Annotated in this window: 25 protein-coding genes and 1 other RNA gene; 6 read left to right on the top strand and 20 right to left on the bottom strand. The window is 48.9% G+C overall.

Translation table 11 applies throughout. The features are described from left to right. Positions 1-18: 18 nt before the first annotated feature. From ACJHXA_RS19000 to kbaZ, 14 genes are all read right to left on the bottom strand, one after another. The gene (locus ACJHXA_RS19000; RefSeq protein ID WP_000044768.1) at positions 19-714 is read right to left on the bottom strand and encodes a molecular chaperone; all 696 of its coding nucleotides are present in this window, start codon (positions 712-714) and stop codon (positions 19-21) included. Positions 715-793: 79 nt separating this feature from the next. After that, positions 794-1,378, bottom strand: coding sequence for a fimbrial protein (locus ACJHXA_RS18995; RefSeq protein ID WP_001045442.1), 585 nt, complete (start codon positions 1,376-1,378; stop codon positions 794-796). Positions 1,379-1,777: 399 nt separating this feature from the next. After that, a complete protein-coding gene (locus tag ACJHXA_RS18990; protein WP_001307409.1) occupies positions 1,778-2,533 on the bottom strand; it encodes a galactosamine-6-phosphate isomerase in 756 nt (251 codons plus the stop codon). Continuing rightward, entirely contained in the window at positions 2,534-3,325 is a 792-nt protein-coding gene (gene agaD, locus ACJHXA_RS18985) for a PTS galactosamine transporter subunit IID (protein WP_000534351.1), read from the bottom strand. After that, positions 3,315-4,118 (bottom strand): PTS galactosamine transporter subunit IIC, encoded by an 804-nt coding sequence (gene agaC / locus ACJHXA_RS18980; protein WP_000544489.1) that lies wholly within the window; start codon positions 4,116-4,118, stop codon positions 3,315-3,317. The genes agaD and agaC overlap by 11 nt, the downstream gene beginning before the upstream one ends. 38 nt (positions 4,119-4,156) lie before the next feature. After that, a complete protein-coding gene (gene agaB, locus ACJHXA_RS18975) occupies positions 4,157-4,633 on the bottom strand; it encodes a PTS galactosamine transporter subunit IIB (RefSeq protein ID WP_000098017.1) in 477 nt (158 codons plus the stop codon). Positions 4,634-4,799: 166 nt separating this feature from the next. Then, the gene (gene kbaY / locus ACJHXA_RS18970; protein WP_000022766.1) at positions 4,800-5,660 is read right to left on the bottom strand and encodes a tagatose-bisphosphate aldolase subunit KbaY; all 861 of its coding nucleotides are present in this window, start codon (positions 5,658-5,660) and stop codon (positions 4,800-4,802) included. Between the two features lie 12 nt (positions 5,661-5,672). After that, a complete protein-coding gene (locus tag ACJHXA_RS18965; RefSeq protein WP_001114869.1) occupies positions 5,673-6,827 on the bottom strand; it encodes an AgaS family sugar isomerase in 1,155 nt (384 codons plus the stop codon). 349 nt (positions 6,828-7,176) lie between these two features. Next, on the bottom strand, positions 7,177-8,310 hold the full coding sequence (nagA, locus tag ACJHXA_RS18960) for an N-acetylglucosamine-6-phosphate deacetylase (protein WP_001326138.1): 1,134 nt from the start codon (positions 8,308-8,310) through the stop codon (positions 7,177-7,179). Further along, on the bottom strand, positions 8,307-8,741 hold the full coding sequence (agaF, locus tag ACJHXA_RS18955) for a PTS galactosamine/N-acetylgalactosamine transporter subunit IIA (RefSeq protein WP_000948824.1): 435 nt from the start codon (positions 8,739-8,741) through the stop codon (positions 8,307-8,309). The genes nagA and agaF overlap by 4 nt, the downstream gene beginning before the upstream one ends. Positions 8,742-8,758: 17 nt before the next feature. Further along, positions 8,759-9,637 carry a PTS N-acetylgalactosamine transporter subunit IID gene (gene agaE, locus ACJHXA_RS18950; RefSeq protein ID WP_001315856.1) on the bottom strand — a complete coding sequence of 293 codons (879 nt, stop codon included), beginning with the start codon at positions 9,635-9,637 and terminating at the stop codon, positions 8,759-8,761. Further along, on the bottom strand, positions 9,627-10,406 hold the full coding sequence (agaW, locus tag ACJHXA_RS18945) for a PTS N-acetylgalactosamine transporter subunit IIC (protein WP_000406214.1): 780 nt from the start codon (positions 10,404-10,406) through the stop codon (positions 9,627-9,629). The genes agaE and agaW overlap by 11 nt, the downstream gene beginning before the upstream one ends. Positions 10,407-10,416: 10 nt before the next feature. Next, positions 10,417-10,890, bottom strand: a complete 474-nt coding sequence (gene agaV, locus ACJHXA_RS18940; protein ID WP_001295547.1) for a PTS N-acetylgalactosamine transporter subunit IIB — start codon at positions 10,888-10,890, stop codon at positions 10,417-10,419. A 22-nt stretch (positions 10,891-10,912) separates the two neighbouring features. Then, on the bottom strand, positions 10,913-12,193 hold the full coding sequence (gene kbaZ / locus ACJHXA_RS18935; RefSeq protein ID WP_000681921.1) for a tagatose-bisphosphate aldolase subunit KbaZ: 1,281 nt from the start codon (positions 12,191-12,193) through the stop codon (positions 10,913-10,915). A gap of 248 nt (positions 12,194-12,441) precedes the next feature. Between kbaZ and agaR the strand changes: the two genes are divergently transcribed. Beyond that, positions 12,442-13,251, top strand: coding sequence for an aga operon transcriptional regulator AgaR (gene agaR / locus ACJHXA_RS18930; RefSeq protein ID WP_000072187.1), 810 nt, complete (start codon positions 12,442-12,444; stop codon positions 13,249-13,251). Between the two features lie 54 nt (positions 13,252-13,305). Here agaR and yhaV read toward each other — a convergent pair whose 3' ends face one another. The 3 genes from yhaV to garD form a co-directional block, all read right to left on the bottom strand. Then, positions 13,306-13,770, bottom strand: a complete 465-nt coding sequence (gene yhaV, locus ACJHXA_RS18925; protein WP_000347266.1) for a type II toxin-antitoxin system ribonuclease toxin YhaV — start codon at positions 13,768-13,770, stop codon at positions 13,306-13,308. Further along, positions 13,770-14,105, bottom strand: coding sequence for a type II toxin-antitoxin system antitoxin PrlF (prlF, locus tag ACJHXA_RS18920; protein WP_001307405.1), 336 nt, complete (start codon positions 14,103-14,105; stop codon positions 13,770-13,772). Before prlF ends, yhaV begins: the two co-directional genes overlap by 1 nt. A 148-nt stretch (positions 14,106-14,253) precedes the next feature. Further along, positions 14,254-15,825, bottom strand: a complete 1,572-nt coding sequence (gene garD / locus ACJHXA_RS18915) for a galactarate dehydratase (RefSeq protein WP_001273741.1) — start codon at positions 15,823-15,825, stop codon at positions 14,254-14,256. A gap of 374 nt (positions 15,826-16,199) precedes the next feature. Between garD and garP the strand changes: the two genes are divergently transcribed. The 5 genes from garP to rnpB all read left to right on the top strand — a co-directional run bounded on the left by garP (position 16,200) and on the right by rnpB (position 20,891). Beyond that, entirely contained in the window at positions 16,200-17,534 is a 1,335-nt protein-coding gene (garP, locus tag ACJHXA_RS18910) for a galactarate/glucarate/glycerate transporter GarP (protein ID WP_000599636.1), read from the top strand. A gap of 15 nt (positions 17,535-17,549) precedes the next feature. After that, positions 17,550-18,320 carry a 2-dehydro-3-deoxyglucarate aldolase gene (garL, locus tag ACJHXA_RS18905; RefSeq protein WP_001058227.1) on the top strand — a complete coding sequence of 257 codons (771 nt, stop codon included), beginning with the start codon at positions 17,550-17,552 and terminating at the stop codon, positions 18,318-18,320. A 29-nt stretch (positions 18,321-18,349) separates the two neighbouring features. Then, a complete protein-coding gene (gene garR / locus ACJHXA_RS18900) occupies positions 18,350-19,240 on the top strand; it encodes a 2-hydroxy-3-oxopropionate reductase (protein WP_001303675.1) in 891 nt (296 codons plus the stop codon). 96 nt (positions 19,241-19,336) lie between these two features. Further along, entirely contained in the window at positions 19,337-20,482 is a 1,146-nt protein-coding gene (gene garK / locus ACJHXA_RS18895) for a glycerate 2-kinase (RefSeq protein WP_001299416.1), read from the top strand. A gap of 32 nt (positions 20,483-20,514) precedes the next feature. Then, positions 20,515-20,891: RNase P RNA component class A (gene rnpB / locus ACJHXA_RS18890), an RNA gene on the top strand. Positions 20,892-21,617: 726 nt separating this feature from the next. On the opposite strand, the gene ACJHXA_RS18885 is transcribed toward rnpB, so the two are convergent. From ACJHXA_RS18885 to tdcR, 3 genes are all read right to left on the bottom strand, one after another. Continuing rightward, on the bottom strand, positions 21,618-22,805 hold the full coding sequence (locus ACJHXA_RS18885; protein ID WP_283512345.1) for a YhaC family protein: 1,188 nt from the start codon (positions 22,803-22,805) through the stop codon (positions 21,618-21,620). Positions 22,806-22,826: 21 nt separating this feature from the next. After that, positions 22,827-23,366, bottom strand: a complete 540-nt coding sequence (gene yhaB, locus ACJHXA_RS18880; RefSeq protein WP_000675743.1) for a protein YhaB — start codon at positions 23,364-23,366, stop codon at positions 22,827-22,829. Positions 23,367-23,621: 255 nt separating this feature from the next. Continuing rightward, positions 23,622-23,840 (bottom strand): transcriptional activator TdcR, encoded by a 219-nt coding sequence (gene tdcR / locus ACJHXA_RS18875; protein ID WP_001390702.1) that lies wholly within the window; start codon positions 23,838-23,840, stop codon positions 23,622-23,624. Positions 23,841-24,060: the final 220 nt, after the last annotated feature.

The following is a 24,060-nucleotide window of genomic DNA, read 5'->3' as shown; positions in this document are numbered from 1 at the left end:
CTGTGTTTTTTATATTTGTTATTGCAGTGGACGAGTTTCTGTCCCGGAACTGCCGCCATAATCATTGATTGCAGCCCATTTCACGTTCTTTCCGCCAGATGCAGGAAGTGGTAACTGTTTATGTTCTCCGGGCGCGATATATTCAATTTTGCTTGTGAGATCGGTTTTATCGACTGCCAGTCCGGCAAATACGACGTAATATTCAGTTGGGTTATATATATTGAGTGAATGGTCACTACGTTTAAATTCCAGTGATGTCCACGCATCGTTTACCCGTCCCTTCAGGTGTGCGGGGCGATAAAACATTTTGATCCGTGTTTTAAATACCAGCGTCAACTCGTTAGCATTAACATCATCTGATTTTTTCTTTGCTGGAATGGCACGAACATTAATGTAGAACAGCGACTCTTTATTTTCAGGCAGGTTATCAGCTGTTTTAATAATTCGCAGTGATGAGTCATCGCCAGCTTCAAGACGAAATAGCGGTGGGGTTATAATAAATGGGGCACGGCTTGTACCATCTATATTATCTACCCATGATTGCAGTAAATAAGGCGTTTCTGCGCCTTTGTTTGCGACAGGTAACGCAGCCTCTTTGCGGCTGGCATCATAGATCACTCGCGTTCGCTGTAAAACGATACCCCCTGCAAGCGCCTGGCCGATACAGAAGCTACACAACAAGGTTATTATCACCGCGAATGTTCGTTTTGACATAGTTATTTTTCAACCTGATACAACGAGAAAGAGGAAGGAAAAGGGCGTTATCTGAAAGGTCAGATAACGCCGTAACGTATTAACGGTAATCCAGCGTTACGTTAACGACAGCGTCTGCTTCCCCTGGGGTGATTTCTGATGCTTCAACGGTTGATACGTAGTAAGCGATGAGGTCAACATTGACAATACCATTGGAGTCCGCTGGGATCTGATAAACCGTGTTATCATTCCCCATAGCATTCAGTGGCATAAGGTTTCCGCTTTCCGCATCGTCAATACGGATACCCACACCTGTTGCCGCTGTGCCAGCAAAAGAGCCCACTTTTGCCAGATTAGGGAAGTTAGGGACGGTGCCATTATCCCGCGTTTCCAGCCATAAACGGAAAGACGCTTCAACGTTGCCGTTATCGTGCTCCCACCCAGTCACTGGGCAGTTAACTAAAGGAATAGTGAATGGAATTTTTGGGCTACGATCGCCAACAGAACGAAACTGTTCGGCATTATAGTGACCAAGAGCAACTTCAATTTTCTTATCAGAGTCATTGATTTCACAAGCGGATTTTAAAATCTCGCCATCAAAAACTATTTCACCATCGGTTGCAGCGGCATTACCTGCGAAAAGCGCAAGTAAGCCCACAATAGCTGTTTTTGTAACTTTATTCATTTATAACCTTATCCTTGTAACAAGTACATAATCATATTTAATGTGAATATATGTTCAACATCTTTAAAGATTATACAGGTAGAAATATTTCATTGAACATTAAATAGACTAAACTTTAAGATTATATTTATATGCAAATATTCTATGTTTTTATTATATTGATATGAATTTTCTATGTGTTAAAAAGAGTATAAATGCCTGACTTTGCTGCGCCAGGGGCCGAGTCAGAATACGAGGTGATTTATTAATAGAACAAGTTATATGTATATCTAAAATTAAATTGTTGAACATAACTCCTTTTGCTATTGGCGTTATGTTCAACCCAGTCAAATGTTATTTAATATAATGCGTGACTGTTGAATAAGTTAATTTAAAAATTTTGAGCAAATTTTCATCTGGTTAGGTATTAATTAAACAAATAAAGTTACTGTGCAGCCATAAAAACGAAGCCGGGATAGCGGTGGAGACTTTAGCCGTGAGAAAACGTTCTGTCGCATCCTGCTTTCCTTCGCCAGTCACCAATAACAAAACCTCGCGGGCATTGAGAATATCCTTCAGGCCTAAGGTGATCCCACGAGTCACGGGGCGACCCGTGGTTTTTAACATCTCATGTTGCTGTGTTCTGGCATCAAGTTGACTGATATGGCAGGCCGGTTGTAGGCTTTCTCCCGGTTCGTTCAGCCCAAGATGACCGTTTTTCCCCAATCCTAGAACGCATAAATCCAGACCGCCTTTGCGCGCAATCAGGTTCGTTACCCGTTCGCACTCTGTCTCATTTATCTCTTCGGAGCGAAAGCTGATGAGCTGGTCTTCACGCAGCCCCAGCGGCTGCACGATATGCTGTTGTAGGAAAGTTTCGCAGGTGCCAGGCATCGTTAATGGCAGATCCACCCATTCGTCGAGCTTCACGAAGGTGAGCTGGCTGATATCAACCTGCTGCTGGTGGATTTTTTCTACCAGATAATGATACGTCAGTAATGGCGTGGCTCCGGTCGCCAGGCAAATCACGGCATCCGGTTTGCTACGGATCACAGCCAATAAATATTCGCTAGCTCGTTCACTTAACGCCGTATAGTTTTCAACTTGCTGAAGGGTTTGCACAGGATGAAATTCCTTAAGTAAAGAGGCACCGCCAGAAGCAGTGCCTCGTTCCATTTACAAAATGCCGAATGCGGAACAAACAATAGAGAGCACAAAAGTCACGCCGATTAACAGCACCGGATGCGCTTTTTTCACCCGCAGGAAGTAATACATCAGCAGGGTGTAGGCCATCGGTAAAATGTTCGGGAAGACTTTATCGAAGAAATCCTGTTGCAGCGCGACGCTGTGGGTACTGTCGATGGCAAACGATGTCACCACGTTAATATGCACATACGAAGCGATCAGCCCGCCGATTACCGTGATCCCGAGGATGGTTGCCGAGCGAGCAATCATCTGCGAGTTCTCTCGCACTTTATCGATCGCCTTCACGCCGACTGAATAACCGACGTGGGTCCAGCCGACGCGCAGGAAAAAGATAAGCAGGTAAACGGCGAAAAATAGAATCGGCCCCAGCAGGTTTCCCTGGCTGGCAAATGATGAGCAAATTCCCGCCATAATCGGCAACAAAGTAAACCAGAAAATCGCATCGCCAATCCCGGCGATTGGGCCAAACAGTGCCACTTTGAGGCCTTTAATGGTGTCGCGGTTTTCTCCTTTTTCTTCCATCGAAATTAATAACCCCATCAGGAATCCGACCAGATTCGGGTGGGTATTAATAAATTCGAGGTTATCTTTCATCGCCGCGCTTAAGCCCGGTTTGTCGTCCTTATAAATCTTTTTCAGGATCGGCAACATCGCCCAGGTAAAACCGCCCGCCTGCATCCTTTCGTAGTTAAAGCTCGCTTGCAGCAGCGACGAACGAAAGCCCAGACGGGTGATATCTTTTTTACTGATTTCAGATCCCATTGCTGTAGTCCTCTTCTTCATTTTTACTGGCAACGGGCTGCGGTTGCGCTTGCTGCCGGGATTTCGCATTGAAAAACTCATACACCGCAAAGCCTGCGCCCAGTACGGCAACCGGCAACAGGTTGCTGACCTGGATGTAGCAAACAAACAGGAAACCGGCGATCAGGTAAGGGATATATTGCGCTTTGAACATTACGCGCAGCAGCAAGCCAAAACCAACGGCAGGCAGAATACCGCCAGCCACTTCAAAGCCGTGGGTCAACCAGGCGGGCATCGCTTTCACCAGCGCCTGCATCGCCCCTTGTGCCAGGTAAGTACAGAGGAAAGCAATCACCGCATACGCTGAAGCGACGATGAGCATCGTTGTCCAGTTAAGCCGGGAAAACGCTGCCGTATCCGCCTCTTTCGCGCATTTATCGGCTTTGGTCATAAATAATGAGAAAGCGGAATAGAAGAACAGAATGACGTACTGCATTAACAAACTAAACGGCAGGCCAAGACCAATTGCTGTTTTGGCATCAACGCCCGTAGACCATGCAATGACGGTGGTCATCAGACCCGCCATAATCGGGTTGGGCGGCTGAACACCACCTGCAGGGGTTAATCCGGCGAAAGCCAACTCTGTCAGACCACCGGTAATTAAGCCAGTCTGAATATCACCGAGAATAGCGCCAGTTAGGGTACAAACGATTATCGGGCGGAATAAAAATAAGGCTTCCAGCCAAAAATCAATCCCCAGAACGAAAACTAACGCCGCCAGGGATAATCCCTGAAGTAGGGTTATTTCATGCATTTTTATTACCTCAAACCAATATTAAGGCGATTTTAGATTTAGTCAGGGATTTGTTCTTTTTGATCGCCAGGGACGTCCTGAATGAAAACATTCACGCCACGTTGTTTAATAAAACGTAAGTCCGCGAGATCCTGGTCATCGACATAAACTTTACTGCTGATTTGCTTTTTCCCTTCCGAGAAATGCATATTGCCGACGTTGATATCTTTCAGGTCAATGCCACCTTCTACCAATTTACGTACCGTTTGTGGCGTACGGCAAATCAGGAAGATCTTCTGATGCGGTGCAGCTTTGCCGATGACGTTAATGGTTTTTTCGATAGTAAAGAAACGAATGCCAAAGCCGTAGGTTTCTGCGGTAATACCCATTAATTTCTGTTGAATATCATCGTTAGCGACAACATCATCCACGACTACCAGCAGATTCGCACCGATGGTGGATGTCCAGGTCACGCCAACCTGACCGTGAACCAGACGGTTATCAATACGGGTTAAGAGAATATTTGGACTGCTCATTGTGTAATCCTCACCATAAAGTTGAATAATATGATTTTTTTTAATATATTATTGTTGCGATATTGTACTGATGTATTTATTAAGGTTTAGTCATCTCCTTTTCCATTAAGGCACTCCCCGATATTAATCGGGAAGTACATTGGGATAAATCATAAAAAACTAATGATTATGCTGAAATTCGATTCGCTGAACCACAGACATTAATTTTATTTCTGACAACTTCTTTCATCGCATCCATTCCGACGCGCATATAATAACGAGGATCATTACCCTGCGGATTTTCCGCAAACCAGGCTTTAACCGCGCCAGCGAAGGCTATTTTTAATTCTGTGGCAACGTTCACTTTTGTGACGCCAAGTTCAATAGTGCGACGGACAAATTCATCTGGAACATCGCTGGCACCATGTAGCACCAGAGGAACATCCACCACTTCACGAATTTCCGCCAGCCGCTGGAAATCAATCTTCGGCGTTTTGCTGTATAAGCCGTGCGCCGTACCAATCGCTACCGCCAGGCTGTCGACGCCAGTCAGTTCGACAAAGCGTTTAGCTTCTTGTGGATCGGTCAGGAATGCACTTTCGGCGTCAACGCTCATGTCATCTTCAACACCGCCCAGGCGGCCCAGTTCTGCTTCCACGCTGCAATCCTGTGAGTGGCAGAAGTCAACAACCGATTTCACCAGCTTCACGTTCTCGGCAAACGGGAAGTGGCTGCCGTCGATCATTGCACTGCGCACACCTGCGTGGACTTTACGGCGAATATCATCCAGCGATTCGTGGTGGTCGAGATGCAGCGCCAGTGGCATGTTGTAGGTTGTGGAATAGGCGCTGCACAGGGCGTAGATCTCTTCCAGCGCGATATGTTTAAAGGTCCCCGGCGTTCCGGCGAGGATCACCGGCGATCGCATTTCACTGCACACTTCGAGGATCGCTTGGATCGTCTCGGCGTTATGAATGTTAAAAGCAGGCACCGCGTAGCCATTGGCCTGGGCGTCCTGTAACAGATATTTAGTGGAGATAATGCTCATAATGCGATCCTCTTATGCCTGCCACGGATGAATGATTACGCCTTGCACCACGCGGTTAACGGTGCCACTGGCTGATGGGGTATCCGGCGTATTGCCCATGTGCAGCGACTGCATCAGTGCAAACGTCTGGGCGTACATCAGGAAGCAAAATGCCTGCTCAACGTCGATAAAGTGACGTGACGGTGGCAGGATGATATGTGGACCGGCAGCGACGATGTCGCTGCTTTCCGCGGCGATGGCGATTACACGCATTGCCTGGTTGTCACGGCGAAGTTCAGCCAGCAGATCAAGATCATACTGACGGGTGTAAGGGTGGCTGGAGACAAATACCACCACCAGCGTTTCGTCATCGACCAGCGATTTTGGTCCATGACGGAATCCGGTTGGAGAATCATAAAAGGCCGCCAGTTTACCCGCCGTCAGTTCCAGCACTTTCAGCGCCGACTCGCGTGCTGCGCCCTGTAAGCCACCGCTGCCGAGATAAACGATCCGTTTCCACGGTGCGTAACCAAACACACCTTCGCTGAAATCGCCCAGTGAGGTCAGGATCGCCTGGCAACGATCCGCCACGTCGCGGAAGGTTTGGCTGTTGATCGTCTCAGGTGCGAAAACCGCGAGGCAGCTGGCCATCATGGTGGTAATGCTGCTGGTCATCGCAAAGCCGCGATCGTGCGTTTCTGCGGGCATCAGCAGGGCAAATGCGTTATCGCTGTTGATCGCGTTTTGGTAAAGAGCGCCCGCTTCGTTGCAGGTGATCGGCAGGTGATAGCATTCCGGTACAAATTGATTTGCCAGTTCCACGGCAGCGACGCTTTCCGGGCTGTTGCCGGATCGACCGAAGGAGATCAACAGCAGCGGATGAGCTGGATTCAGGTAGTCCATCGGATTGGTGACCAGATCGGTGGTCGGTACGGCGCTGAAGTTTTTACCGGTATGGCTGGCGAGCCACGGCGCGATGATGTCACCGATAAATGCCGACGTTCCGGCTCCGGTCAGGATGATCCGCAGATTCTCTTTGCGCAGTAACGGTTCAAGGAAGTTATTGAGCGCGGAACGTAGCGCGTCGATGTTGGTGAGTGAACGGATCCATGCGCGAGGCTGATGGCGGATCTCTTCTTCAGTCCATGTACCGGTTGCGGCGGCAGCAGGGGTGTAATTTTCTGGCATAACTCAATCCTTAGTCTGATGAACTTGACGTCGGGCGTTGTCGCTTTCACTTGCCTTTCGTTTCATTTCACTTGGTGATTTCTTTCGTTGATTAAAATCTATAGAAAAGAAACTGAAAGTTCAATGGAGAAAAAGGAAATAAAACGAAATCTGTGATCGTTGAAAGAAAAGACAAGGGAAGATTAAGAATTGCGTAATGACGTCGCTATGTTCACCGATTGCCGGATGCGGCGTACCGTAGGTCGCATAAGACGCGTTAGCGTCGCATCCGACACCGCTGCACAGATCAAAACGAAAGAAAAAGAAAGGCCTTACGGGGGAAGTGAAGGCCCAATAAAGGAGCAAACTATCAAAACGAAGCTAATTGACTCTGAATCCAGATTTGTTGCACATGCAGCCCGCTATCCAGCGCAACGATGCTGGCGCGTTTGCCCGGTTTAAGCGATCCCAGAACACCATCAACACCCAGCATTCGCGCCGGATGCAGCGATGCCATATGAATGGCTTCCGCAGGCGTTACGCCCGTCAACTCGACCATGTTGCGCACTGCCGCATCAACAGACAGCGTACTGCCCGCCAGCCCACCGGACGCGGTACGGACAACGCCACCGTGCATCTGCACTTCTTCGCCACATAACGTATAGCGACCATCCGGCATCCCGGCTGCCTGCATCGCGTCGGTGATCAGCACGATTCTCTCTTTTGCACAGCAACAACACAGCGACATCGCCGCCGGATGCACATGATGACCATCGGCTATCAGTTCCAGCCAGGCGCGCTTGTCCGTTAATCCCGCGCCAACCATTCCCGGTTCGCGGTGATGTAAACCTGTCATCCCGTTATAGCAATGCACCAGGCCGTCGGCACCAGCATCAAACGCGGCGCGAGTTTGTTGCCAGGTCGCCGCGCTATGCCCCAGCATCACTCGTACATTTTGCTGTTTAAGATGGCGGATGGCCTGCAATGCCCCCTCTTTTTCCGGTGCCAGCGCTACCACGCGTAAGGTGTGCTGAGAAACGGCAATCAATTGATCCAGCTCGGCAATTTCAAGCTCGCGAAACAATTCCGGCGGATGCGCGCCTTTATTCTGCGGCGTGAAGTACGGTCCTTCGAGATAACTCCCCAGCACTTGCGCACCAGGTCCGCCGCGTTGGCAACGTTGAGCAATACGTTTCAGCGCCGCATGAATGCTGTTAAGCGGCGCGGTTACGGTAGTCGGCAACCAACTGCCGACACCTTCGCGTGCCTTGTGCATTGCCAGCTTGTCGAGTACATCCGGCGCGTCATCCATTACATCAACGCCCGCACCACCGTGTACATGGGTGTCGATGTAAGCGGGGCAGAGCAGTTCCGCATCGCGTTCAGTCACGCCCACTGGAATCGGTTCGATTGCTGCGATGACACCGTCAGCAATACGCAACTGATGGTCATCGAGCCATCCCTCTTCAGTCAGCAGCCTTCTGGCGCGCAGAACGTGTGTCATATTCCTTCCTCGACCGGACATTCTTCATGGCAGCGGCCTAACTCGTCCACCAGACTGGTCAGCCCTCGGTGTCCACACTCCAGCGCCTGTACACGGAATTCTTCACCGCTTAACCCTTCGCGCTCCAGCACCATCTCCAGTAGCAGTTGCAAATTGGTGCCGGTGATCACTTCACAGCCCGGTTTTTGCATCGCCAGCGTTGAAGCTACGCGAAACGGCGTGCCGCCCAGCAAATCCGTCAGAAAAACAATGCCGTCTTCACAATCCAGTTGGGCGATGGCCTCTTCAAGCTGCGATGTAAGCAGCGCGGTGCTTGAGGTTTCCGGAAAATCGATGGCGATAAACTGCGATTGCTCACCGAGAATTTGCTTCATTGCTTTTTCCATGCCGCTGGCAAACCCGCCATGCCCTGTCAAAATAATACTTAACATCTAATACCTCATTGTATTTAAAGGAAATGGCAGAATTTACCGACGATGCCGAGAACCACGGTAACTGCAATCAGACGCAGCGGACTCCAGCCGCGGCGTACCAGCCAGAACATGGTCAAGGTGTAGACCAGCGGTAAGAAGGCAGGCATCAGTTTGTCAATAACATCAGTCTGTAACTTAACCACTGCGTCGCCCGCTGTGATTTCCAGCGTGGTGCTTAAACGAACATAGGTTGCCACCAGCGCGCCGATTACCGTCATCCCAACGATAGACGCAGCATGGCCGACTTTTTTGGTATTCGCTTTAATGAGTGGAATCGCCGCCACGCCCATGCGGTAAGCATAATGCGCCAGACCAAAACGCAGCCCCAGGTGTACCACGTTGAACAGCAGAATAAAGACGACTGCGCCAAGAATGGAGCCTTGCAATGCCAGACTGGCTCCAATCCCGCCACAAATCGGCAGTAGCGTTAGCCAGAACATTGCATCGCCAATCCCGCCGAGCGGCGCACCGACGGCAATTTTGGTGCTCTGAATACTGTTAACGTCCTGCTTAGAACGCTCCATCGCAAGGATAATGCCGATAACAAATGTCACCAGAAACGGATGGGTATTGAAGAAACCCATATGCCCCTTCATGGCGCGCGCCAGGTCGCGTTTATTAGTGTGGATCTTTTTCAGAGCAGGCAGCAGACCGTACAACCAGCCAGAAGCCTGCATACGTTCGTAGTTAAAAGACGCTTGTAACAGCATGGAACGCCAGGCGACGCGGTTGATATCTTTTTTCGTCAGCTCCGCGCCAATGCTCTGATCTTCATACACGTTTTCATTGACGCCAGTCAGCAATGTTTCTTCGTTTTCACTGACGTTCGGCAGGGTGGTTTGATTAGATGCCATCTTCAAATTCCTCTTTCTGTGCCGCAGGTTGAGTCGGTTCAGGAGATTTACGCAGCAGGTCGATCAGCGCCATCGCCAGCGCAGCGGCAGCAATAGCCAGCACCGGTAACTTGAGCCAGGCTGCGGCAACAAAGCCCAGGATGAAGTAGGGGATGTAGACGTTTTTCATCATGATTTTCAGCAGCACGGCAAAACCGATTGCTGGCATGATGCCGCCCGCGACGCCGAGGCCGTCGATTAATCGTTGCGGCAGGACATCAATGATGGTTTTTGCATGTTCCGCGCCGAAGTAGATAGGCAGGAAAGCGCAGAGAAAATAGAAAGTGCCGAGTGCCAGCAGTGCCAGATAGTTCACGCGTTCAATGCCGCGAGTATCGGCGTTCTCCGCCATCCGGTCGCAGCGAGACATCACGCCAGACATCACCGAGAACAGGAAGGTAATCCCCATCTGTACTGCGACAGCGAAAGGTACGGCGACACCGACCGCGACATCGGGTTTCACGCCAGTAGTAATGGCAAACGCCGTGCCGACGATAGTACCGATAATCACGTTAGGCGGCTGTGCGCCCGCCAGCGGGGCCAGCCCCATCCACACCAGTTCCAGCGTACCGCCGGTTAAAATTCCGGTATGCAGATCGCCAAGTACCAGCCCGACCAACGGGCCGAGGACCACCGGGCGGTGCATATGTGTTAGGCCGTTAAACATATCCAGGCCAGCGATAAAGGCGATAATGCCCAACGCAAATGCCTGCAACAGGCTGATTTCCATGATGAATCCCTCAAAGTAATTTAAAGAGGTCCACAGCAGGCTCTGTCGGGACGCCCTGAACGAAGCATTCCACCCCAGCGGCTTTCAGGTCGTTAAATGCTGCGATATCGCCCGCATCCACAGAAACCGTTTTGGCGATTTGTTGTTTGCCATTGGCGTAGTGCATATTGCCAACGTTAATGCGATTCACCGGAACGCCACCTTTCACCAGCGTCAGGAAATCGGCGGGTGTTTTACAAACCAGCAGGATTTTCTGTCGATCGGCGGCGCGATGAATGTTGTCGATAACTTTTTGCAGCGTCCAGAAACGTACGGCGATCCCTTCTGCCAGTACCATTTCCATCAGGTTTTGTTGTACCGGATCTTCGGCAACCTCATCGTTGGCTACCAGCACCAGATTTGCCCCCGCAAATCCGACCCACTGAACGCCGACCTGACCGTGAATCAAGCGTTCATCAATCCGGCTTAAAACAATATTTGGCATAGCGTGTTCCTCTTTGTTTTGCTTATTGGCCTTCACAGGCTGTGTAGTACTGCGCCAGGATGTCCTGAATATGGTTGATAATGAGTTCCCGTGGCGTCGGTTGCAGCTCGCCGGAGCGAACTTTCACGTATTGCAGCGGCAGATACTGGCTGATGAGCGGTAGCGGAATTGGTGAATCCGCCAGATTACGAACCAGATGAGCGAAAGCGTCATCAATCTGGCTGTCCGGCCAGTAATAGCGCACGCGATCCGAGTAGCTATAACCACGCGCCAGACGACGCGCGTTGCCGTCACCGTGGTAGTGGCTTTGCCAGTATTCCGGGCGGTCGAGCATCACGTCTTCCAGCACCTGACGCAGACCAGAACAGGCTTTCGCTGGCACCAGTTCTTCTTCAATCGCCGCCAGAGAGAACAGAGCTTCACGCAGGGCGAAGGTCAGCGCTGGGCCAACTTTCAGAATGGCAAAGTGGTCAATCACCAGCTGGCGCAGCGATTGCGGCGTTTGATAATCGGTAGAGTGCGCTTCGAAAATCAGCGTTTCGTAGTTTTCGACCATCTGGCTTAAGGCGCTCGCTTTGGCGGGCTGATAATCAATAACGTTGGTGTGATCGAATTCGACGCCGGGTTGAACCACCAGGGCAATGATGCGTGGCCAGATGGCATTCAAACCTTGCTTTTCAAAGGCGTGACGATGGGCTTCCAGCGTGGCGCGGGCGGCATCCGGCGTGGTGACCGCCAGCTCGCTTAAGGTTTCATGCGCGCCGCCAGGTACCGGCACTTCGGTACCAATGACATACTCCAGATCGGCTTCGCCAAAGTGTTCAAGACAGGTTTCTTCCGCCACTTTCGCCAGACGGGCGGCGCGTTCAGCCACGATGTCATCAGTTAAGGGAATCGGATCGTCCTGACAGGACATGCTGCAATCAAGGTGGATTTTTTTGAATCCTGCCGCAACGTAGCTTTTAATCAAATCATCGGCATTGGCCATTGCCTGAGCGGCCGGCAGGTTTTGCCAGCGGTTTGGCCCCAGATGGTCACCACCCAGAATCAACGCATCCTGCGGGAAATTCAACGAGTCGGCGAGCTGACAAACAAAGCCGCGAAAATCGGCGGGCGTCATTCCGGTATAACCGCCGAACTGGTCTACCTGATTGGAGGTTGCTTCAATCAGTAACGGCGTTTGGTTTGCACTGGCGTAGCGGATTGCAGCCTCCAGCACCAGCGGATGTGCGGAACAAACGGCATAAATTCCATTTGTTTTGCCCGCTTTGTGCTGTCTCACCATTTCTGTCAGATGTTTCACTTTCCTCTCCAGTTCAGATTACTGCGATATTAATCTTTCGTTTTGTTTCAGTTGATACTGCGTCATGGTGAGATAAAAATAAAACGAAAGATAATAGTTTTCTGATCTGATTCACAAAAGAAACATAATGAAAGTCACTGAAACGAGAGTAGCTTGCGCCAATGGGCAAGGTGGGCTTGCATTTGCTTAATAGAAAAGCGTTAATAGGCAAAACGAAATGAAACGAAAGTTTTACGAAAGGACTTACTATGAGTAATACCGACGCTTCAGGTGAGAAGCGAGTGACTGGCACCAGCGAGCGACGAGAACAGATCATTCAGCGTCTGCGACAGCAAGGGAGTGTGCAGGTTAACGATCTGTCGGCATTGTATGGCGTATCTACTGTGACGATCCGCAATGATCTGGCGTTTCTGGAAAAGCAGGGGATCGCTGTGCGTGCCTATGGTGGCGCGTTGATCTGCGATAGCACGACGCCGTCAGTCGAGCCATCAGTGGAAGATAAAAGCGCGCTGAACACCGCGATGAAACGCAGCGTTGCGAAAGCTGCCGTTGAGTTGATTCAGCCTGGTCATCGGGTGATCCTCGATTCCGGGACTACCACTTTTGAGATTGCTCGTCTGATGCGTAAGCACACTGACGTAATTGCGATGACCAACGGTATGAACGTGGCTAATGCGTTGCTGGAAGCGGAAGGCGTTGAGCTGCTGATGACCGGCGGGCATTTGCGCCGTCAGTCGCAATCTTTTTACGGCGATCAGGCTGAGCAATCGCTGCAAAATTACCACTTCGATATGCTGTTTCTTGGTGTAGATGCGATCGATCTGGAGCGCGGCGTCAGCACACATAATGAAGATGAAGCCCGTTTAAACCGTCGGATGTGCGAAGTTGCGGAACGGATCATCGTGGTCACCGATTCCAGTAAATTCAATCGTTCCAGTTTACATAAGATCATTGATACTCAACGTATCGACATGATCATTGTTGATGAAGGCATTCCTGCGGATAGTCTGGAAGGACTGCGAAAGGCTGGGGTTGAAGTGATTCTGGTCGGGGAGTGAGAAAGGGTGCCCGCTGGTCAACACGAATACGTTCGGCGGGCATTGTGAACACCATCAATGGTTTTCTTCTGTCTCTTGGGTGAGGCTTTCCCAGTCGGCAGGAGGATGTCCTCTTTTTAACATTTTGCTGAATACGGTATAGGCATCTGTTTTTTTACCGTAGGTGCGCAGAGTGTTTTCATCGTTCATCCATCCCAGAATGATGACTTTCTCTTTTTCACTATAACGAAAGAAGAAACGATAACGACCAGCACCAAATTTTACCCGTGACCAGTCTTTATTTTTCCCAGAGCCTAACGACTTGCCATGACGGAATGCCGGTGATGATGGATTGACCGTGATATGCTCCTCAATCACTTTATGGACTACCGCCAATAACTTTGTGGCGGCTTTTCTCTGATAATTTTCAGGATCTTTTCCCTTTAATGTCTCGACTTCGGCAACTAAAGCGTCGTAGGTTTCCTGAAAACAGGGATGAGCATATAGCGCCCAACCATTAACCCTTTGTGGAAAATCCATTATTCGTCGTCGCCAATCTCATCATCAATGTTGACGTCCATGCCAGCGACAAGTTTCTTTCCTTGTTGAATGTTGAATGGACGAGTTTTTTGCGGGTTGTTCTGGATATCTGCATCCAGAAAACGCAAAAATGCATTCATAGTATGATCCTCCTGTTCATCTCCCAGTCGGCACATAAAGACTTGCCCACCAGGCAGAATTTCGTAATGAATGCTGTCCTGGCCTGGCTTCAGTTTTAAGGCCTCACGCACTGGCGCGGGGATAGTTGTTTGTCCGCGTATCGTGACCTTTGATTCAGTGGTCAGTACAGCGTGAGAGCGAGCATTAGCGGGCATGATTCACTGTCCTTTTACAGCCTGTTTTCTGCTCAAATTATAAGCTTGAACTAAGGTAATGCAAATGCATTATTAATGGACGTGGGGGCTTTAAACAATAAAAACATGGCACTAAGGCCATGTTTTGCGAGGGACGTTCCAAAAGAAATCAGGTCACCGGTGCCGGGTTAAACACTGCCAGCTGGTTATGCAGCCCCCATTGATCCGAGAAGGTTTTCTTCTTCCCGCTGGCGACGTCGAGAATAAAGTGGAACAACTTCCAGCCCACCTCTTCAATGGTTTCTTCGCCGGTGGCGATAGTGCCCGCGTTAATATCCATTAAATCAAACCAGCGGTTCGCCAGCTCGGTGCGGGTCGCCATTTTAATGACGGGTACCGCCATCAGGCCGTACGGCGTACCACGACCGGTCGTAAACACTTGCACGGTGATACCCGAAGCCACCTGTTGCGTGCCACAGACAAAATCGCTGGCTGGCGTCGCGGCGTAAATTAATCCGCGTTTAGTCGGGCGTTGACCGGGCGACAGCACTTCAACAATTGCGCTTTTACCCGATTTAGCAATGGAGCCGAGTGCCTTCTCTACCACGTTTGCCAGACCGCCTTTCTTGTTGCCCGGCGAAGGGTTGGCGCTGCGGTCGGTTTTTCCCATATTGAGATAGTTATCGTACCACTCCATCTCCTCCAGCAGCCGTTTGCCGACCTCTTCGTTCACTGCGCGTGGTGTCAGCAGATGGATCGCGTCACGCACTTCCGTGACTTCTGAGAACATCACCGTTGCGCCGCAGCGCACCAGTAGATCAGACGCATAGCCAACCGCCGGGTTTGCCGTTACGCCAGAAAAGGCATCGCTGCCACCGCACTGCATGCCGACAACCAGTTCTGAAGCCGGACAGGTTTCTCGCTGACGTTGATTCAGTTTTTGTAGATGGCGTTCGGCGACCTGCAAAATATCCTCGACCATGGACTGAAAACCGACATGCTTTTCATCCTGCAAACTGACAATGCTGGCGCTTTCTACTGGAATAGCTTGCACATCATCCGTGCCGACCAGCAGGCGCTCAGGCTGCAACTTTTCACAACCCAGACCAATCACCATTACTTCGCCGCCAAAGTTAGGGTTCAGCGAAATATTGTGGATGGTACGAATAGGCACAACTGCCGCCGGTGCGTTAATCGCCACGCCACAGCCGTACAAATGATTCAGCCCCACCACGCCATCGACGTTCGGGTATTTCGGTAGCAGATCGCGTTCAATGATTTTTACTACATAGTCCACCACGCCTGCCACACAGTGGACGCTGGTGGTGATGCCGAGCAGGTTTTTGGTGCCCACGCTGCCATCGGCATTGCGATAGCCCTCAAAGGTGTATCCTTCCAGCGGCGGTAAGGGGGCCGGGACTTTGGTTGCCAGTGGCAGCGTGTGTAACGGCGGCGCTTCCGGTAGTACAACCATTGATTCGTCGATCCAGCTTCCGCGTGGGATTGCACGCACGGCGTAACCAATCACTTCGCCATAACGAATAATTTCACCATTAGCCGGAATGTCCAGCAATGCGACTTTATGCCCCTGGGGAATATGTTCAATTAATTCCAGCCCATCCGGAAAACGCGTTCCTGCTTTCAGGCCATTATCATTAACAATAATTGCCACATTATCTGTGTCGTGAACTTTTATATAAAACGCAGTTGGCGTTTCTTGTCTGATTTCGATGTTGGCCATTGTGCAATATTCTCCAGCCAGGGGTTATTAAAATGAGGACCTGGTCTCATTTAAAAATAAATGACTTCATTGGGTGAAATAAGAATGTCAGGAGTTTAAACGCAGAAATGTGATCAATGTCAATCATTTCAGGGATTGCAGTGCCGCCCGGCAAGGTAAAGCGCAAATCTGTGCTTTAGCGCGCAACCTTATGTGCATATGCTCAAAATAATATTTAAATAGTATTAATTAAATTAGCATTTGCACAATGATTATTATTCTCGCGCTGCTTATACTAATTCCCGAGTTCATTGCCGTTACGGCATAAATGAAACTCATAAATAACACCTTCCCCATAATAATAAAAATCAGCATAAGTACCCGAGGTAAATAAAATGATTCTGGACACCGTTGACGAAAAAAAGAAAGGCGTGCATACCCGCTATTTAATATTACTGATTATTTTTATTGTTACCGCCGTTAACTACGCCGATCGTGCAACGCTGTCTATTGCTGGTACCGAAGTGGCAAAAGAGTTGCAGTTAAGTGCGGTTTCGATGGGTTACATCTTTTCTGCTTTTGGCTGGGCCTACTTGCTGATGCAAATCCCCGGCGGCTGGCTGCTTGATAAGTTTGGCTCGAAAAAAGTTTATACCTATAGCCTCTTTTTCTGGTCGCTATTCACTTTCCTGCAAGGCTTTGTTGATATGTTCCCGCTGGCCTGGGCAGGGATCTCCATGTTCTTTATGCGCTTTATGCTCGGCTTCTCGGAAGCGCCATCATTCCCGGCGAACGCCCGTATTGTCGCCGCCTGGTTCCCGACGAAAGAACGTGGTACTGCCTCCGCCATCTTTAACTCGGCGCAATATTTCTCGCTGGCGCTCTTTTCGCCTCTGCTTGGCTGGCTGACTTTCGCCTGGGGCTGGGAGCACGTCTTTACCGTTATGGGGGTGATTGGTTTTGTGCTGACGGCGCTGTGGATCAAATTGATTCATAACCCGACAGATCACCCACGTATGTCTGCGGAAGAGCTGAAGTTTATCTCTGAAAATGGCGCGGTGGTCGATATGGACCACAAAAAGCCGGGCAGCGCGGCAGCAAGCGGTCCCAAACTGCATTACATCAAGCAATTGCTCTCTAACCGCATGATGTTGGGCGTATTTTTCGGACAATATTTTATCAACACCATCACCTGGTTCTTCCTCACCTGGTTCCCGATTTATCTGGTGCAGGAAAAAGGCATGTCGATTCTGAAAGTGGGTCTGGTCGCCTCGATTCCGGCACTGTGTGGTTTTGCGGGCGGCGTGCTGGGAGGTGTCTTCTCGGATTATCTGATCAAACGCGGTTTATCCCTGACCCTGGCACGTAAGCTACCGATTGTGCTGGGAATGTTGCTGGCTTCCACCATCATCTTATGTAACTACACCAACAACACCACGCTGGTGGTCATGCTGATGGCGCTGGCTTTTTTTGGCAAAGGATTTGGTGCTCTGGGCTGGCCGGTGATTTCTGACACCGCGCCGAAAGAGATTGTTGGCCTCTGTGGCGGCGTCTTTAACGTCTTTGGCAATGTTGCCTCCATTGTCACTCCACTGGTGATTGGCTACCTGGTAAGTGAACTGCACTCCTTCAATGCAGCACTGGTTTTCGTGGGATGTTCAGCGCTGATGGCGATGGTCTGCTACCTCTTCGTAGTTGGCGACATTAAACGTATGGAATTGCAGAAATAAGCAAAGGTATAAGCGATGAATAACGATGTTTTCCCGAATAAATTCAAAGCCGCACTGGCTGCGAAACAGGTACAAATTGGTTGCTGGTCAGCACTCTCTAACCCGATTAGCACTGAAGTTCTTGGTTTGGCTGGGTTTGACTGGCTGGTGCTGGATGGCGAACATGCGCCAAACGATATCTCCACGTTTATTCCGCAGTTAATGGCCCTGAAAGGCAGCGCCAGCGCGCCAGTAGTGCGAGTGCCGACCAACGAGCCGGTAATTATTAAGCGTCTTCTGGATATCGGTTTCTATAACTTCCTGATTCCTTTTGTAGAAACAAAAGAGGAAGCAGAGCAGGCGGTGGCATCAACCCGTTACCCACCGGAAGGCATTCGCGGCGTCTCCGTTTCTCACCGCGCCAATATGTTTGGCACCGTGGCGGATTATTTCGCTCAGTCGAACAAGAACATCACCATTCTGGTCCAGATAGAAAGTCAGCAGGGCGTAGATAACGTCGATGCCATTGCCGCTACCGAAGGTGTAGACGGTATCTTCGTCGGCCCCAGCGATCTGGCTGCGGCATTAGGCCATCTCGGCAATGCCTCGCACCCGGATGTACAAAAAGCAATTCAGCACATTTTTAACCGTGCCAGTGCGCACGGCAAACCCAGCGGTATTCTCGCGCCGGTCGAAGCCGATGCGCGTCGTTATCTGGAATGGGGCGCGACGTTTGTGGCTGTCGGCAGCGATCTTGGCGTCTTCCGCTCTGCCACTCAGAAACTGGCTGATACCTTTAAAAAATAACCACCACCGCAACAAGAGAGATGATTGATATGACTATGAAAGTTGGTTTTATTGGCCTGGGGATTATGGGTAAACCAATGAGTAAAAACCTTCTGAAAGCAGGTTACTCGCTGGTGGTTGCTGACCGTAACCCAGAAGCTATTGCTGACGTGATTGCTGCAGGTGCAGAAACAGCGTCTACGGCTAAAGCGATCGCTGAACAGTGCGACGTCATCATAACCATGCTGCCAAACTCCCCTCATGTGAAAGAGGTGGCGCTGGGTGAGAATGGCATTATTGAAGGCGCGAAGCCAGGTACGGTATTGATCGATATGAGTTCTATCGCACCGCTGGCAAGCCGTGAAATCAGCGAAGCGCTGAAAGCGAAAGGCATTGATATGCTGGATGCTCCGGTGAGCGGCGGTGAACCGAAAGCCATCGACGGTACGCTGTCAGTGATGGTGGGCGGCGACAAGGCTATTTTCGACAAATACTATGATTTGATGAAAGCGATGGCGGGTTCCGTGGTGCATACCGGGGAAATCGGTGCAGGTAACGTCACCAAACTGGCAAATCAGGTCATTGTGGCGCTGAATATTGCCGCGATGTCAGAAGCGCTAACGCTGGCAACCAAAGCGGGCGTTAACCCGGACCTGGTGTATCAGGCAATTCGCGGTGGACTGGCGGGCAGTACCGTGCTGGATGCCAAAGCGCCGATGGTGATGGACCGCAACTTCAAGCCGGGCTTCCGTATTGATCTGCATATTAAGGATCTGGCAAATGCGCTGGATACTTCCCACGGCGTCGGCGCGCAACTGCCGCTCACAGCTGCGGTTATGGAGATGATGCAGGCACTGCGAGCAGATGGTTTAGGAACGGCGGATCATAGCGCCCTGGCGTGCTACTACGAAAAACTGGCGAAAGTCGAAGTTACTCGTTAATGACGTCGTGCCCGGATGGCGTATTGCAATCCGGGCCTGGAATCCAGGCCGAATAAGAGAAACGCCCTCCGGCGTCATGTGGTAACAGGCATAGGTATGAAAATCGTAATCGCCCCAGACTCTTATAAAGAAAGTTTATCTGCCAGCGAGGTTGCGCAGGCGATAGAAAAAGGATTTCGGGAAATTTTTCCTGATGCACAGTACGTTTCTATTCCGGTTGCCGACGGTGGCGAAGGAACGGTGGAAGCGATGATTGCAGCCACCCAGGGTTCTGAACGTCACGCCTGGGTTACAGGGCCGCTGGGCGAGAAAGTGAATGCCAGTTGGGGGATCTCCGGCGATGGCAAAACCGCGTTTATTGAAATGGCGGCGGCCAGTGGGCTGGAGCTGGTACCTGCGGAAAAACGCGATCCACTCGTGACCACTTCACGCGGCACAGGCGAGTTAATCCTGCAGGCGCTGGAGAGCGGCGCGACAAACATTATTATCGGCATTGGCGGTAGCGCTACAAATGATGGCGGCGCAGGCATGGTACAGGCGCTGGGGGCGAAATTATGCGACGCCAACGGCAATGAAATTGGTTTTGGCGGCGGTAGTCTTAATACTCTGAATGATATTGATATTTCCGGCCTCGATCCGCGCTTAAAAGATTGCGTCATTCGCGTCGCTTGTGATGTCACCAATCCGCTGGTGGGCGATAACGGCGCATCGCGCATCTTTGGCCCACAAAAGGGAGCCAGTGAAGCGATGATTGTTGAGCTGGACAATAACCTCTCTCACTATGCCGATGTCATTAAAAAAGCGCTGCATGTTGATGTGAAAGATGTCCCCGGCGCAGGAGCTGCGGGCGGTATGGGTGCGGCGCTGATGGCGTTTCTTGGTGCGGAACTGAAAAGTGGTATTGAAATCGTCACTACGGCGCTGAATCTGGAGGAACATATTCACGATTGTACGCTGGTGATCACCGGTGAAGGGCGTATTGACAGCCAGAGTATTCACGGCAAGGTACCGATTGGCGTTGCAAACGTGGCGAAGAAGTACCATAAACCGGTGATTGGCATTGCGGGTAGCCTGACCGATGATGTTGGCGTTGTACATCAGCATGGCATCGATGCGGTCTTCAGCGTATTGACCAGCATAGGTACGTTGGACGAAGCATTCCGCGGGGCTTATGACAATATCTGCCGTGCTTCACGTAATATCGCCGCGACACTGGCGATTGGAATGCGCAACGCGGGGTGACAAGGGCGCGCAAACCCTCTATACTGCGCGCCGAAGCTGACCAGACAGTCGCCGCTTCGTCGTCGTCCTCTTCGGGGGAGACGGGCGGAGGGGAGGAAAGTCCGGGCTCCATAGGGCAGGGTGCCAGGTAACGCCTGGGGGGGAAACCCACGACCAGTGCAACAGAGAGCAAACCGCCGATGGCCCGCGCAAGCGGGATCAGGTAAGGGTGAAAGGGTGCGGTAAGAGCGCACCGCGCGGCTGGTAACAGTCCGTGGCACGGTAAACTCCACCCGGAGCAAGGCCAAATAGGGGTTCATAAGGTACGGCCCGTACTGAACCCGGGTAGGCTGCTTGAGCCAGTGAGCGATTGCTGGCCTAGATGAATGACTGTCCACGACAGAACCCGGCTTATCGGTCAGTTTCACCTGATTTACGTAAAAACCCGCTTCGGCGGGTTTTTGCTTTTGGAGGAGCGGAAAGATGAATGACTGTCCACGACGCTATACCCAAAAGAAAGCGGCTTATCGGTCAGTTTCACCTGGTTTACGTAAAAAACCGCTTCGGCGGGTTTTTGCTTTTGGAGGGGCAGAAAGATGAATGACTGTCCACGACACTATACCCAAAAGAAAGCGGCTTATCGGTCAGTTTCACCTGGTTTACGTAAAAAACCGCTTCGGCGGGTTTTTGCTTTTGGAGGGGCAGAAAGATGAATGACTGTCCACGACGCTATACCCAAAAGAAAGCGGCTTATCGGTCAGTTTCACCTGATTTACGTAAAAACCCGCTTCGGCGGGTTTTTGCTTTTGGAGGGGCAGAAAGATGAATGACTGTCCACGACACTATACCCAAAAGAAAGCGGCTTATCGGTCAGTTTCACCTGATGTACGTAATAAACCGTTCCGGCGGGTTTCAGATTGTTGAGTGCGCTTTATTCATGCCGGATGCGGCGTGAACGCCTTATCCTGCCTACAAAAGCACGCAAATTCAATATATTGCAGAGATGGCGTAGGCCTGATAAGCGTAGCGCATCAGGCATTTTTGCGGTTGCCATCAGTTTCAAACCCGCGTCAGTGAGTTTTTGCTTTTGGTGCACAGGGTAAGATGAATAAATATCTACGGTATTAATAATAGACTTTGTAAGAAGTTATTAAGTCTATATTGCATTTAAAAGGTCGTAATTATACGTATAGTCCTCTCTGGTAAAATATTGATTCTCTGAGTTATATGCTTCATATGTGTTATATTTTACAACCTCAAAGCAATTGTCAGGAGAATTTTCGTCTTTCTCGAGTATATTATCTGAAAGGAATTCTTCTGAGCTAGAATCCTCTATGTTTAAATCTGTATTGTAATTAATTTTTGGATCGATAAGATAAGCATTTTCTTTGACGCTTTCATAATCTTTAATGATTATATCGATGTAATAATCTATTTTTTCTGATGAGAATCCTTTCATCTCTGGTAATTTAATTCTGTTCAAGTAATTGTTAATTTTCGATGAGCTTTTATATATTTCTTTTGTTAATTCATTTTCTAATTTATCTGTAAGAGTTGCCCTTGGTATAGACTTTATAATTGCAAATCTCATAATCTTTAATTGTTCTTCGGTAATGTCTCCAAGCTCATTTAAACAACTTTCGACAAACTTGATTTTTTCTTCAGAATACATATCGCTAATGCTTATTAAAACAGGCGTTATTTTTAGTAAATAACCCCAGGAGATTGTGACGTTTTGTGTTGAACTAACAAAATTAACCTGAAACATGTTGGCATTAGTAAAATTTGTTGAATCCAATTTAAAAGGATTTAAAATAGTATTAGCCATATGTTTATCTGTGAAATCATAATAATCTAAATCGACATTACGTAAGTCCAGAGAGGATAGATCAACTATATCTCCAGTCCCACAACTAAAGATTACGTTCAACCTCCTGATTTCATTGTAAATATCTTTTAATGGGCAATTAACATTGATATTGCCTGTAGATATTTCCTGGTTTTTTAACGGTTCATTAATGGTAAGTTCGCAGGTATTGTCCGAACGTTGAATAATTTGGGCGTTATAACCTAAAAAATCCAGACGAAGAGACGAGTCATTATAAAGAATTACATTTTGTAAGTACGCTAATTCTTTTTGAAAATCACCAGTGATAATGCATTTTCCACCTGGTTGTAACGCGTTAAGTAAAGTGACCATTTGAATAGAGGTCTGTTTTAGTTTTTCTATACCTGGTGCTAGTGCTTCGAGGTTATTTCCTATGGGGCTTTCAGGAAGGTCATTCATTTTTCGACGGACTAAATCACTACTAATATCATTACCAATTGATGAAACAGGGGACATTATTTTATCCTTTATAAATAATCAATAAAAATCATTATTAAAATGATCGGGTGAAAAAAAGAGAATTTGCCAATAATCTGAAGTAATGCAGGTTTTATTAAAGTGCGTAGGGGGTGTTAAGATGGCTTCTTTTTGGGTGAACTTTGCGCAATACTTAGAAATCGTCTCCTTAATACATTCCAGCTCTTTTTTATTGACGGCTGAGCAAGTACATTGTTCACCAAAAGGTGCAAAAGTGCCTACATCTAATGTTTGTATGATATAATCATCATGTTCTCCTGTAGAAATATCTATGATGAATGGACTCATATTTTCCGGTTGGATTCGGATCATGACAGAAGGAACATCGCCTTGATAGAAATTCAATGCAGTAATTGCAGATAATACTCTCCGCAGTTCATTACTTATACTGTAAATTTTATTAACGTCATTGGTGGAGACAATTTCTGCAAACTTTCTTTTTACCGTCCAATAATCAATATTTCTATTGTGATTGTTAACCACTGCGTGCATTGGCGGGATTGAAGGGTGAAAAATATGTGCAATTGGGAAGCCTTTCATTGATGCCTGCCTTGTCGTCATGACAAACAATAATAGATGCTTATTTTCCTCGCACGACACTTACGCACTATCAAAAAACGCTCATTTACCCGGCGTTACAGTAAACGAAGCAACATTCTGTGTCCTACGCTGATGTAAAGCACAGTGAAAATCCCCCTTGTTGACTTCGTCTGACCTTATCGCGGCGACCAGCAATTATTCGTTTTGTGATCCTCAACACAAAATGCTATTCGTCGCCTATGAGGGGAGAAGAATTTATGGAAAACGATTGCATTCACAAAATGACGTCCTGTCAGAAGAGAAAAAGTTGACGTTAATCAATTGTTCGAGATGATCAATACCTGTATTCGAAATTTTAAAATATTGATAAAATAAATGTTTGTTCTCCAACAAATAGCGTGAAAAAATGTGACGTGCCGCAGTATTTATCGCTGAAAATGGTTTATTTATAATAAAATTTGAGAACTTGCTCATTAAATTTAACTCAAATTTTGCCTGGTAATTATCCGGTAATTGCTTGAAATATGGTCTCAGCCCCTTTTTTATATTAACCACATAACGAATGATGTTATCGCCATAAAATATGGTTATCCCCGTCATTTTTTTTGACAAAAATCAGGGTTTATGCTGATTTTTATACTTTAACTTGTTGATATTTAAAGGTATTTAATTTGCGTAACGATACCATGGAAAG

Origin of the sequence: Escherichia sp. WS33 (assembly GCF_046486385.1) — a bacterium.
Classification (GTDB): domain Bacteria; phylum Pseudomonadota; class Gammaproteobacteria; order Enterobacterales; family Enterobacteriaceae; genus ECMA0423.
The sequence above is the reverse complement of the archived record's forward strand: the minus strand, read 5'-3'. Positions and strand labels throughout refer to the sequence as shown.

What these genes read in the sequence shown, in the direction of transcription:
- tdcR (WP_001390702.1), bottom strand. Translation starts at nt 23,840, where the DNA reads ATGAGCAAGTTCTCAAATTTTATTATAAATAAACCATTTTCAGCGATA.
- garP (WP_000599636.1), top strand. Translation starts at nt 16,200, where the DNA reads ATGATTCTGGACACCGTTGACGAAAAAAAGAAAGGCGTGCATACCCGC.
- garR (WP_001303675.1), top strand. Translation starts at nt 18,350, where the DNA reads ATGACTATGAAAGTTGGTTTTATTGGCCTGGGGATTATGGGTAAACCA.
- ACJHXA_RS18995 (WP_001045442.1), bottom strand. Translation starts at nt 1,378, where the DNA reads ATGAATAAAGTTACAAAAACAGCTATTGTGGGCTTACTTGCGCTTTTC.
- ACJHXA_RS18885 (WP_283512345.1), bottom strand. Translation starts at nt 22,805, where the DNA reads ATGTCCCCTGTTTCATCAATTGGTAATGATATTAGTAGTGATTTAGTC.
- agaF (WP_000948824.1), bottom strand. Translation starts at nt 8,741, where the DNA reads ATGTTAAGTATTATTTTGACAGGGCATGGCGGGTTTGCCAGCGGCATG.
- agaV (WP_001295547.1), bottom strand. Translation starts at nt 10,890, where the DNA reads ATGCCAAATATTGTTTTAAGCCGGATTGATGAACGCTTGATTCACGGT.
- garD (WP_001273741.1), bottom strand. Translation starts at nt 15,825, where the DNA reads ATGGCCAACATCGAAATCAGACAAGAAACGCCAACTGCGTTTTATATA.
- prlF (WP_001307405.1), bottom strand. Translation starts at nt 14,105, where the DNA reads ATGCCCGCTAATGCTCGCTCTCACGCTGTACTGACCACTGAATCAAAG.
- agaC (WP_000544489.1), bottom strand. Translation starts at nt 4,118, where the DNA reads ATGCATGAAATAACCCTACTTCAGGGATTATCCCTGGCGGCGTTAGTT.
- garL (WP_001058227.1), top strand. Translation starts at nt 17,550, where the DNA reads ATGAATAACGATGTTTTCCCGAATAAATTCAAAGCCGCACTGGCTGCG.
- agaD (WP_000534351.1), bottom strand. Translation starts at nt 3,325, where the DNA reads ATGGGATCTGAAATCAGTAAAAAAGATATCACCCGTCTGGGCTTTCGT.
- agaR (WP_000072187.1), top strand. Translation starts at nt 12,442, where the DNA reads ATGAGTAATACCGACGCTTCAGGTGAGAAGCGAGTGACTGGCACCAGC.
- kbaY (WP_000022766.1), bottom strand. Translation starts at nt 5,660, where the DNA reads ATGAGCATTATCTCCACTAAATATCTGTTACAGGACGCCCAGGCCAAT.
- agaE (WP_001315856.1), bottom strand. Translation starts at nt 9,637, where the DNA reads ATGGCATCTAATCAAACCACCCTGCCGAACGTCAGTGAAAACGAAGAA.
- agaB (WP_000098017.1), bottom strand. Translation starts at nt 4,633, where the DNA reads ATGAGCAGTCCAAATATTCTCTTAACCCGTATTGATAACCGTCTGGTT.
- ACJHXA_RS18965 (WP_001114869.1), bottom strand. Translation starts at nt 6,827, where the DNA reads ATGCCAGAAAATTACACCCCTGCTGCCGCCGCAACCGGTACATGGACT.
- yhaV (WP_000347266.1), bottom strand. Translation starts at nt 13,770, where the DNA reads ATGGATTTTCCACAAAGGGTTAATGGTTGGGCGCTATATGCTCATCCC.
- garK (WP_001299416.1), top strand. Translation starts at nt 19,337, where the DNA reads ATGAAAATCGTAATCGCCCCAGACTCTTATAAAGAAAGTTTATCTGCC.
- yhaB (WP_000675743.1), bottom strand. Translation starts at nt 23,366, where the DNA reads ATGAAAGGCTTCCCAATTGCACATATTTTTCACCCTTCAATCCCGCCA.
- ACJHXA_RS18990 (WP_001307409.1), bottom strand. Translation starts at nt 2,533, where the DNA reads ATGGAACGAGGCACTGCTTCTGGCGGTGCCTCTTTACTTAAGGAATTT.
- agaW (WP_000406214.1), bottom strand. Translation starts at nt 10,406, where the DNA reads ATGGAAATCAGCCTGTTGCAGGCATTTGCGTTGGGCATTATCGCCTTT.
- nagA (WP_001326138.1), bottom strand. Translation starts at nt 8,310, where the DNA reads ATGACACACGTTCTGCGCGCCAGAAGGCTGCTGACTGAAGAGGGATGG.
- ACJHXA_RS19000 (WP_000044768.1), bottom strand. Translation starts at nt 714, where the DNA reads ATGTCAAAACGAACATTCGCGGTGATAATAACCTTGTTGTGTAGCTTC.